At 73.7% G+C, this 10,315-nt stretch carries 9 protein-coding genes and 1 pseudogene; 3 read left to right on the forward strand and 7 right to left on the reverse strand.

What is annotated here, in order from left to right; genetic code table 11:
- A partial coding sequence (gene recN, locus ACLHRZ_RS34350; RefSeq protein WP_490422543.1) for a DNA repair protein RecN occupies positions 1 to 1,782 on the reverse strand: 1,782 nt, incomplete at its 3' end.
- Between the two features lie 121 nt (positions 1,783 to 1,903).
- Between recN and ACLHRZ_RS34355 the strand changes: the two genes are divergently transcribed.
- Positions 1,904 to 3,343: a S41 family peptidase gene (locus ACLHRZ_RS34355; protein ID WP_490422544.1), complete on the forward strand. Its 1,440-nt coding sequence runs from the start codon at positions 1,904 to 1,906 to the stop codon at positions 3,341 to 3,343.
- Here the strand turns inward: ACLHRZ_RS34355 and ACLHRZ_RS34360 are convergent.
- Genes ACLHRZ_RS34360 through ACLHRZ_RS34370 form a run of 3 tightly spaced genes read right to left on the reverse strand, consistent with a single transcriptional unit; the run spans position 3,340 to position 5,430 of the window.
- On the reverse strand, positions 3,340 to 4,284 hold the full coding sequence (locus tag ACLHRZ_RS34360; protein ID WP_490422545.1) for an NAD kinase: 945 nt from the start codon (positions 4,282 to 4,284) through the stop codon (positions 3,340 to 3,342). The two genes, ACLHRZ_RS34355 and ACLHRZ_RS34360, sit on opposite strands and share 4 nt — an antisense overlap.
- A complete protein-coding gene (locus ACLHRZ_RS34365) occupies positions 4,281 to 5,087 on the reverse strand; it encodes a TlyA family RNA methyltransferase (RefSeq protein ID WP_490422553.1) in 807 nt (268 codons plus the stop codon). The genes ACLHRZ_RS34360 and ACLHRZ_RS34365 overlap by 4 nt, the downstream gene beginning before the upstream one ends.
- 13 nt (positions 5,088 to 5,100) lie before the next feature.
- Positions 5,101 to 5,430 carry a hypothetical protein gene (locus ACLHRZ_RS34370; protein ID WP_490422546.1) on the reverse strand — a complete coding sequence of 110 codons (330 nt, stop codon included), beginning with the start codon at positions 5,428 to 5,430 and terminating at the stop codon, positions 5,101 to 5,103.
- Here ACLHRZ_RS34370 and ACLHRZ_RS34375 point away from each other — a divergent pair.
- Positions 5,400 to 5,747 carry a sterol-binding protein gene (locus ACLHRZ_RS34375; protein ID WP_490422547.1) on the forward strand — a complete coding sequence of 116 codons (348 nt, stop codon included), beginning with the start codon at positions 5,400 to 5,402 and terminating at the stop codon, positions 5,745 to 5,747. The two genes, ACLHRZ_RS34370 and ACLHRZ_RS34375, sit on opposite strands and share 31 nt — an antisense overlap.
- Positions 5,748 to 5,767: 20 nt before the next feature.
- On the opposite strand, the gene ACLHRZ_RS34380 is transcribed toward ACLHRZ_RS34375, so the two are convergent.
- Complete coding sequence (locus tag ACLHRZ_RS34380; protein ID WP_490422548.1) at positions 5,768 to 6,790, reverse strand: HAD hydrolase-like protein; 1,023 nt, start codon at positions 6,788 to 6,790, stop codon at positions 5,768 to 5,770.
- 80 nt (positions 6,791 to 6,870) lie between these two features.
- Between ACLHRZ_RS34380 and ACLHRZ_RS34385 the strand changes: the two genes are divergently transcribed.
- The gene (locus ACLHRZ_RS34385) at positions 6,871 to 8,175 is read left to right on the forward strand and encodes a DUF1015 family protein (protein WP_490422549.1); all 1,305 of its coding nucleotides are present in this window, start codon (positions 6,871 to 6,873) and stop codon (positions 8,173 to 8,175) included.
- Between the two features lie 92 nt (positions 8,176 to 8,267).
- Here ACLHRZ_RS34385 and ACLHRZ_RS34390 read toward each other — a convergent pair whose 3' ends face one another.
- Complete coding sequence (locus ACLHRZ_RS34390; protein ID WP_490422554.1) at positions 8,268 to 9,095, reverse strand: tetratricopeptide repeat protein; 828 nt, start codon at positions 9,093 to 9,095, stop codon at positions 8,268 to 8,270.
- Between the two features lie 423 nt (positions 9,096 to 9,518).
- Positions 9,519 to 10,181, reverse strand: a pseudogene (locus tag ACLHRZ_RS34395) (hypothetical protein); the annotation flags it as partial.
- Positions 10,182 to 10,315: the final 134 nt, after the last annotated feature.

Consider the following 10,315-nt stretch of genomic DNA (forward strand, 5'->3'; position numbering starts at 1 on the left):
CCCCCCCCCCCCCCGACCCCGCCCCCGCCCCCGCCCCGGACGACGGGCCACAGCCAACAACTCCTCCGCGTGAGCCCGAGCCGACTCCGAATCCTCCTGGCCCGCCAGCATGCGGGACAGCTCCCGGACCCGGGCCTCCCCCTCCATGGCGCAGACCCCGCTGCGCGTGACCGAACCGTCGTGCGTCTTCTCGACGACGAGATGACGGTCCGCGAACGCCGCCACCTGCGGCAGGTGCGTCACCACGACGACCTGCGCGGACTCCGCGAGCTTCGCGAGCCGCCGCCCGATCTCCACGGCGGCCTTGCCGCCGACGCCCGCATCAACCTCGTCGAACAGATACGTAGGCACAGGATCGGTCCCGGCGAAGACCACCTCGACGGCCAGCATCACGCGCGAGAGCTCACCCCCCGAGGCCCCCTTGGCGATGGGCCGCGCCTGGGCGCCCGGGTGCGGGGTGAGGAGCAGTTCGACCTCGTCGGCCCCGTACGGGCCGTACTCGACCGCGCGCCCCGCGACCTCGATGCCGGCCTCGGCGTCCGCCGCCTCGGACTGCCGCACGGCGAAGGCCACCCGCGCATGCGGCATGGCCAGTTCGGCCAGTTCCTCCGTGACCGCGTCAGCGAAACGCTTCGCCGCCTCGGTCCGCGCCTCGCTCAGCTCCTGTGCCAGCGCGCCGAGTTCGGCCCGCAGGGCGTCCCGCTCGGCGACGAGCTCGTCGATCCGGTCGTCGTCGCCGTCCAGCTCGCCCAGCCGCGCGGCGCTCTGCTCGGCCCACGCGAGGACCTCCTCCACGTCCGCGCCGTACTTGCGCGTCAGATGGGCCAGGGCGGCCCGCCGCTCCTCCACGGCGGCCAGCCGCCGCGGGTCGGAGTCGAGGTCGTCCGCGTACCCCGCGAGCTCCCCGGCCACGTCGCCCAGCAGGATCCCGATCTCCCCGAGCCGCTCGGAAAGCCCGGCAAGAACAGGATCATGGGACCGCACGGCCTCCAACGCCCGGTGCGCCCCGGCGACGAGCGTCGCCGCATCGACACCTTCGGGATCCTCGGGGTTGCCGACGACGGCCGCATGCGCGGCAGTGGCCGCGGCGGCGAGCGACTCCGCGTGCCCGAGCCGCTCGGCCTCGGCGGCGAGTTCGGCGTCCTCGCCGGCCACCGGCTCGACGGCGGCGATCTCGTCCAGCCCGAAGCGCAGCAGATCCGCTTCCTGGGCGCGCTCGCGGGCCCGCGTGGTCAGCTCCGTCAGCTCGGCGGCGACGCCCCGCAGCCGCCGGTACACGTCGGTGTACTTGGCCAGCGGCACGGACACCGCGGCGCCCGCGTACCGGTCGAGCGCCTCCCGCTGCCGGGCGGACCGCAGCAGCCCCTGCTGGTCGGTCTGCCCGTGGACGGCGACGAGCTCCTCGGAGAGCTCGCCCAGCAGCCCCACGGGCACGCTGCGCCCGCCGAGGTGGGCGCGCGAGCGACCCTCCGCGGAGAGGGTACGGCTGATCAGCAGCGTGCCGTCGTCGAGTTCGGCACCCGCCTCCTCGGCCCGGACGGCCACGGCCGAGCCGCGGTCGACGGCGAGCCGCCCCTCGACCACCGCGGCCTTGGCACCGACCCGCACCAGCGCAGGGTCGGCGCGCCCGCCGAGCAGCAGCCCCAGGCTGGTGACCACCATGGTCTTGCCGGCACCCGTCTCGCCCGTCACCGCGGTGAAACCGGGTGACAGCTCGACCACCGCGTCGTCAATGACGCCCAAGGACCGGATCCGCATCTCCTCCAACACGGATACGACCATACGAGGTTCCGGGGCCGCCCCGCGACGGCCTCCCCCGTTCACCCTCCTGGGGGCAGCCCCACCACCGGTCCGGGTGACCGCTCCATGGCCCCGGCAGCCCTTGCGGGGCCAGGCTCGGAGCATGACCACCCGAGTCCGCGGCCGCCGCGCCGCCACGATCGTGCTCGCCACCGCCGTCGCCCTGGCCACCGCCGCGGGCGCCACGGCCACGGCCGCCGGCCCCCTCTCCCCGGACGCCCCGGACTCCCTGAGCGGCGTGTGGCGGACGGACGGCTACGGAACGGTCGTCTCCGTCGACCAGGACGGCCGCCGGCTGCGCAGCTACGAGACCACGGCCGCCGGCTGCCTGCCGGGCGCCGTGGACGCGTCCCGCCCGCGCGCCACGGGCCCGTTCCGGCAGCAGGGCGAGGCCCCGGTCACGCTGACCGCCGCCGGCCCCGGCCGCGCCCGGCTGAGCCAGGCGGACGACGCCGGTCACCGCACCCTGCGGCGCATCGCCGCCCTGCCCGCCGCCTGCCGCGACCCGCACCCCGCCCGAGATCCCCGGGCGGTCTTCGACACCTTCTGGCAGACCTACGCCGAGAACTACCCCTTCTTCGCCGCCCGGGGCATCGACTGGCAGGCGGTACGCGACCGCTACCGCCCCCGGGTCACGGCCAGGACCACCCCGGACGAACTGTTCGCCGTCCTGCAGCAGATGATCGAGCCGCTCCACGACGGCCACACCTACCTGAAGAACGGCACCGGCGACGACTTCACCAAGCTGTACGCGGGGCACCGCGCGGACACCACCACGCCGACGCGCGAGTCGATCGCGCGCATCGACAAGGCGGTCGCCCACGCCGTCGGCGTGCCCCTGCAGTCCTGGGCCCAGGGCGCCGTCTCCTACGCCGACCTCCCGGACGGCACCGGCTACCTGCGCATCACCCGCTTCGAGAACTACACGAAGGACGACACCTACGAGGCCGACAGTGCCGAACTCGACCGCGCCCTGGACGCCGTCTTCACCCCGGAACTCACGGCCTCCCTGCACGGCCTGATCCTCGACCTCCGCTTCAACGGGGGCGGTTCGGACCAACTGGGCCTGCGGGTCGCCGAACGGCTGACGGACCGTCCGTACACCGCCTATCTCAAGCGTGCGCGCAACGACCCGCAGAATCCCGGCAGTTTCACGCCCGCCGAGCCGGTGCCGGTGACCCCGCACCGCGGCGGCCCGGTCTGGACGGGCCAACTGGCCGTCCTCACCGGCCGCCTGACGATCAGTGCGGGCGAGACCACGACACAGGCCCTCATGGGCCGCACCCCCGCCCCCGTCCGTATCGGCGAGAACACCCAGGGCTCGTTCTCGGACGTCCTGGACCGCCGCCTCCCGAACGGCTGGACCTTCGGCCTGCCGAACGAGGAGTTCGTGAACGCGCAGGACGGCAGGACGACGTACGACATCCGGGGCATCACCCCGGACATCGCCACTCCGGTCTTCACGGAGGAGGAGTTGGCCTCGGGCCGCGACTCGGCACTCACCGAGGCCCGCGCGCGGCTCCGCGCCCGGCGGAGCGCCTAGTGCGGCGCCCCCCGCCACCCCGCGACGGGCAGCGCAAACTTAGCCACCAACCGGTCGGTGAACGACGCATGATGCAACCGCGCCAAGCGGACGGGCACGGCCCCCCGCCGCACCTCCACCCGCGCCCCGGCCGGCAGCTCCACGGTCCGCCGGCCGTCGCACCACAGCACCCCGTTCGGCGTCTCCGGCTGCACCTCGACCGCCAGCACCGAATCCGGCGCGGTCACCAGCGGCTTGGCGAACAGCGCATGCGCGCTGATCGGCACCATCAGCAGCGCCTCGACCTCCGGCCACACCACCGGCCCGCCGGCCGAGAACGCATAGGCGGTCGACCCGGTCGGCGTCGCGCACACCACACCGTCGCCGCCGAACCGCGACACGGGCCGCCCGTCCACCTCGGTGACGACCTCCAGCATGCGCTCGCGCGCCGCCTTCTCCACGGACGCCTCGTTCAGCGCCCAGTCACGGTGCACGATCTCCCCGTCGGTGCACACGAGCACGTCGAGGGTCATCCGCTCCTCGACCTCGTAGGCACGCGTCACGACGCGGTCGACGACCTTGTCCAGGTCGTCCCGTTCGGCCTCGGCCAGGAAGCCGACCCGCCCGAGGTTGACCCCGAGCATCGGCACCCCGGACTCCCGGGCGAGCTCGGCCCCGCGCAGCAGCGTGCCGTCACCCCCCAGCACCACCAGCAGCTCGCAGCCCGTGAGGGGATTGGGCCTGCCCGGCCCCGTCTCCACGCGCTCGGCCGAGGCCGGCAACGGCAGGTCGGCGGCCTCCTCGGCGAGGACCCGCACCCCGATGCCGCAGCGCAGCAGCCCCTGGACGACGAGTTCCGCACTCCGGATGGCCGCGGGCCGTCCCGTGTGCGCGAGAAGGAAGACGGTGCGTGAGCCCGTCCCGGACTGTGATGCTGCCGATGGTGCTTCTGAAGTGGTCAACGGGGCCCCTCCGCCACTGCACGGTCAACGTCCGCCGGGTCCAGTTCGGGCGCACCGGCGCGCAGCCACAGAAAGTACTCGACGTTGCCGGAGGGTCCCGGCAGCGGGCTGGCCGTAACCCCGAGTACACCCAGTCCGAGCTCGGCGGCGCGCCCGGCGACACCGCGCACGGCCTCGGCGCGCAGCTCGGCACTGCGCACCACGCCGCCGCTGCCCAGCCGCTCCTTGCCCACCTCGAACTGCGGCTTGACCATGAGCACGAGATCGGCGTCGGAGGCCGCACAGCGCACCAGCGCGGGCAGCACCAGGCCGAGCGGGATGAAGGACAGATCGCCGACGACGATGTCGACGGGCACGTCGTCGATCTGCTCCAACGTCAACTCGCGTACGTTCGTACGGTCCTTCACGGTGACCCGCTCGTCGCTCTGCAGCGACCAGGCGAGCTGCCCGTAGCCGACGTCGACGGCGACGACGCGGGCCGCACCGGCCCGCAGCAGGACGTCCGTGAACCCGCCGGTCGAGGCCCCCGCGTCCAGGGCCCGGCGGCCCTCCACCACGAGGCCCTGAGGCACGAAGGCGGCCAGTGCGCCGGCGAGCTTGTGCCCGCCGCGCGAGACGTAGTCCGGGTCGCTCCCGTCATCGATGACGACGAGCGCCGCGCTGGTCTCCACCTGGGTGGCGGCCTTGGTCGCGGTCGCCCCGCCGACGGTGACGCGGCCGGCCGCGATCAGCTGGCTCGCGTGCTCGCGCGAACGGGCCAGATTGCGGCGCACCAGCTCGGCGTCCAGTCGGCGGCGGGTCACTGCCACGTGCGGTTCAGCTCCTGTTGTCGTGCGGCTGCGGTGGCCCGGGCGGGCCGGGGCGCTGGTCGAGCGCGGCGAGCGTCTCGCGCAACCCCTCGTGTACATCCTCGTACACCTCCAGGTGACCGCTCACCGCGAGGTGGTCGGCATCGGCGAGCCGGGCCAGCCGGGCGTCCACCTCGGGGTGGCCGGTGGGGGTGCACTCGACGCCGAGGGGCTGCGTCGGGTCGGTCACGTCGGTCATGACTCCGACGCTACCCCGGAAGCGATGTTTCCCGGCGTTGCCCTCTCCCTGCGGTACCGTCCATGACGATGGCGACCATCGATGAGTGCCGCGAGGCACTCGAACGGCTGGCGGAGCACCTCGCGGGGGCGAGCGGCGAGTTCCGCGTCGCCGCCGCGCCCGACCGGTCCCTCAGCTGTCACCTCACCGACCTCGGCGTGACCTTCGTGGGCCACCTCAGGGAGGGCCGCATCCAGGACGTCCGCACGGTGCAGGACGTCCCGGAGCGGCGCGCCGAGATCGGCCTGGAGATGACCGGCGACGACCTGGTGGCCCTGGTCGACGGCCGGCTGAACTTCGCCCGGGCGTGGGCGAGCGGCCGCGTCAGACTCCAGGCGAGCCTGCGGGACGTCCTGCGGTTGCGGTCGCTGCTGTAGGAGGGCGATCCGGCCAACCCTCAGAGCCCAAGGCGCGCCAGCGCCTTCCCGGCGTCCAGCCCGCACACCCCGTCCCCGGCGGCGCTCCAGCCGGCTGCACACAGCGCCCGCAGCCCGTCCACGGGCTCGCCCTCGCCGTCCAGCACCAGTTCCTCGCCCCGTACGGACGCGGTCCAGCCGCCGCAGCGCCCGTCCTCCGTCACCACGGGGTGCGGGGCGAGCAGGCCCCGCAGGTCCTCGGCCACGAACGTCGGCCGGTGCCGCGGCTCCGCCGCGATCAGCTCCGCCGCCGACGTCACCCCGGTGAGGACCAGCAGCGAGTCCACGCCGCCGACGTACGCCCCCTCGATGTCCGTGTCGAGCCGGTCCCCGACCACCAACGGCCGCTCCGCGCCCGTCCGCAGGATCGTCTCCCGGTGCATCGGGGGCAGCGGTTTCCCCGCCACCTGCGGCACCGCACCCGTCGCCAGGCCCACCACGCGCACCGCGGCACCGTTCCCCGGCGCGATCCCCCGGGCGCTCGGAATCGTCAGGTCCGTGTTCGACGCGAACCACGGCACCCCCCGCGCCACCGCGTACGAGGCCTCCATCAGGCGCCCCCACGGCATCTCCGGCCCGCCGAACCCCTGCGCCACGGCGGCCGGGTCGTCGTCCGCCGAGTCCACCGGCACCAGCCCGCGCTCGCGCAGCGCGACCCGCAGCCCCTCCGCACCGATCACCAACACCCTCGAACCGGCAGGCAGTTGGTCCGCGATCAGCCGGGCCACCGCCTGCGCCGAGGTGATCACGTCCCCCGGCTCGGCAGGCACCCCGAGCTCCGTCAGGTGGGCGGCCACCGTGGCCGGCGTCCGGGCCGCGTTGTTGGTCACGTAGGCGAGGTGCATCCCGCCCGCCCGGGCCGTCCCCAGCGAATCGACGGCGTGCACGATCGCCTCGCCGCCCGCGTAGACCACGCCGTCGAGGTCCAGCAGTGCGGTGTCGTACGCCTCGCTCAGTCGCAGCTCACTGGCGCTCGGCCGGGTCCGGACGGTCTGCTGGGTCATGGTGTGATCGCTCCCTGTGCTGTATGTCTCTTCCTCGATCATTTCATTGCCGCACGGGCCCCGGGACATAGCATTTCCCAATGAGCACTCCAGGGCGTGGCCAGGCGGGCCACACAGGACAGGGCCTGCAGCTCGCTCCCTTCCGCGGGCTGCGCTACGTGCCCGAGCGCGTGGGCAGCCTCGCCGCCGTCACCTCGCCGCCGTACGACGTCGTCGTACGCCCCGACGGCCTGCGCCTCCTGGAAACCGCCGACCCGTACAACATCGTCCGGCTCATCCTCCCCCAGGCCGCCACCGCCGCCGACCGGCACCGCCTGGCCGCCCAGACGCTGCGCCGCTGGCAGGACGAGCACGTCCTGGCCCCCGACCCCGAGCCCGCGCTCTACGTCTACGAGCAGCGCGGCGAGGGCATACTGCAGCGCGGCCTCATCGGCGCCCTGCGCCTCACGCCCCCCGAGGAGGGCGTCGTCCTCCCCCACGAGGACGTCATGCCGCACATCGTCGAGGACCGTGCGGACCTCATGCGCGGCACCGGCGCCAACCTCGAACCCCTGCTGTTCTCCTACCGCGGCAACGGGGACGGCATGGCGGGCGCCGCCGGCGTCATCGAGCGCGTCATCCGCACCGAGCCGCTGCTCTCCACCGCCACCGACGACGGCTACGCCCACCGCCTGTGGTCCGTCACCGACCCCGGCGACCTGGCCCGCATCGACGAGGACCTCTCCCACCAGCAGGCCCTCATCGCCGACGGCCACCACCGCTGGGCCACCTACCTGCGCCTGCGCGCCGAGCAACCGGCCCCCGGCCCCTGGGACTTCGGCCTCGTCCTGCTCGTGGACACGGCCCGCTACCCGCTCCGCGTCCGGGCCATCCACCGCCTGCTGCACCGCCTCCCGGTCGCCGACGCGCTGGCCGCCCTGGGCGGCTCCTTCCGGGTCCGCACCGTGGAAGGCCCCCTGCCGCGTGCCCTGGAGGCCCTGGCCGTGGCGGCGGAGGGCGAGGAGCCCGGCAACGCCTTCGTCCTCGCCGGGGACGGCCGCTTCCACCTGCTCGACCGGCCCGACCCGGACCTCCTGGCCCGGACGATCCCCGCCGACCGCCCCCGGGCCTGGCGCGAACTCGACGCCACGGTCCTGCACTCGACGCTCCTGGAGCACGTCTGGCGGGTGCCGGACGACCCCGAGCACATCGGCTACATCCACGACACGGCGGCCGCGGTCGAGCAGGCGGAACGCCACGGCGGCACGGCCGTGCTGATGCACCCCGTCCGCGAGGACGTCGTGCGCGAACTCGCCGAGCAGGGCGTCACGATGCCGCGCAAGTCGACGTCGTTCGGCCCCAAGCCGGCGACGGGGCTGGTGCTGCGGAGCCTCGCGCTGAACTGAGACGCGCGAGACGCGCGAGATGCACGAAGGGCGGAACTCCCGGAATCGATCCGGGAGTTCCGCCCTTCGCATGGTCGACGACCGATCAGCGATCAGCTCTCGTCGCTCTTGTCCTTCTTGTCACCCTCGACGGCCTCGGCAGCTTCGACGGGCTCGACGGCTTCGACGGCTTCGACGGCCTCGACAGCTTCGGTGTCAGCGGCGTCGGCGGCCGTCTCGCCCTGCTCCTCGGCCTCCTCCTCGACGAGCGCGTCCGTGAACTCCACGCCGTCCAGCTCGGCGAGCCGGTCGGAAGCGTTCGTCGTGCCGCCCTGGTCGGCCTCGAGAGCCTTGGCGAACCACTCGCGCGCCTCGCTCTCGCGCCCCACCTCGAGCAGCGCCTCGGCGTAGGCGTAGCGCAGACGCGCGGTCCACGGCTGGACGGAGTTCGACGCCAGCTCGGGGCTCTGCAGCGTGACCACCGCGGCCTCGGCCTGGCCCATGTCCTTGCGGGCGCCGGCGGCCACCAGGCGCATCTCGACCTGGCCCGCCTTGTCCAGCTTCTGCACCTCGGGCTCGCCGGCCATCGCCAGCGCACGCTCCGGACGGCCCATGCCGCGCTCGCAGTCCGCCATGACGGGCCACAGCTCGACGGAACCGGTCATCCGCCGCGCGGCACGGAACTCGGCCAGCGCCTCGGAGTACTTGCCCACCGCGTAGGCGGCGAAGCCGGCGGCCTCGCGGACGGCGGCGACACGGGAGGCGAGCCGCAGGGCGATCCGCGCGTACTCGTAGGCCTGCTCCGGCTCCTCGTCCAGCAGGTTGGCCACCATGACGAGGTTGCGCGCGACGTCCTCGGCAAGCGTCTTGGGCAGGCTCATCAGCTCCTGCCGGACGTCCTTGTCGATCTCCTCGCCGGTCACGTCGTCCGGAATCGGCAGACGCTTCACGGGCTCGCGGTCGCCACGGTCCCGGTCACGGTCGTCGCGACGGCCGCCGTAACCACCCGAGCGGTCGTCTCGGCCGCGGTAGCCACCACGGCTGTCCTCACGGCGCGGACCACGCGGGCCACGGTCACCGCGGTCGTCGCGGCGGAAGCCACCGCGGTCGTCGTCACGGCGCGGACCACGGTCATCACGGCGGAACGAGGGGCGGTCGTCGCGACGCTCGTCACGACGGAAGCCGCCACGGTCGTCATCGCGGCGCGGGCCACGGTCGTCACGGCGTTCGTCACGACGGAAGGACGGGCGCTCATCACGACGGTCATCGCGGCGGAAACCGCCACGGTCGTCATCGCGACGCGGGCCACGGTCATCACGACGCTCGTCGCGGCGGAAGCCACCGCGGTCGTCATCGCGGCGCGGACCACGGTCATCACGACGGAAGGACGGGCGGTCGTCGCGACGGTCGTCGCGGCGGAAACCGCCACGGTCGTCATCGCGACGCGGGCCACGGTCGTCGCGACGCTCGTCACGACGGAAGCCACCACGGTCGTCATCACGGCGACCGAAACCACCGCCGGTGGGGCGGCCACCACGGTCATCACGGCGGAACGAGGGGCGATCGTCGCGACGGTCATCGCGACGGAAGCCACCGCGGTCGTCATCGCGGCGCGGGCCACGGTCGTCACGGCGTTCGTCACGACGGAAGGACGGGCGCTCATCACGACGGTCATCGCGGCGGAAACCGCCACGGTCGTCGTCACGGCGCGGACCACGGTCATCACGACGGTCGTCCCGGCGGAAGCCACCACGGTCGTCATCACGGCGGAACGAGGGGCGGTCGTCGCGACGCTCATCGCGACGGAAACCGCCACGGTCGTCATCACGACGGCCAAAGCCACCACCGGTGGGGCGGCCACCACGGTCATCACGGCGGGGACCGCCGCGCTCGTCATCGCGGCGGAAGCCGCCGCCACCGTCGCGACGCGGCCCGCGCGGGCCACCGCGGCGCGGGTCGCCGCCCGATCGATCGTCGCGAGAGTTGGTGGGCATCGACGTGACTCCTGTCTTGAGGTACGCAGCCATTCTCGCGCACCCGGTCGGCAGGCGCGCTTCGGCATAAAACAAAAAGGACCCTTGGTCCCAGCGTGAACGCTGGGACCAAGGGTCCTTGAAAGATTGTTCGGCGGCGTCCTACTCTCCCACACGGTCCCCCATGC

Source organism: Streptomyces sp. AM25 (assembly GCF_058146165.1).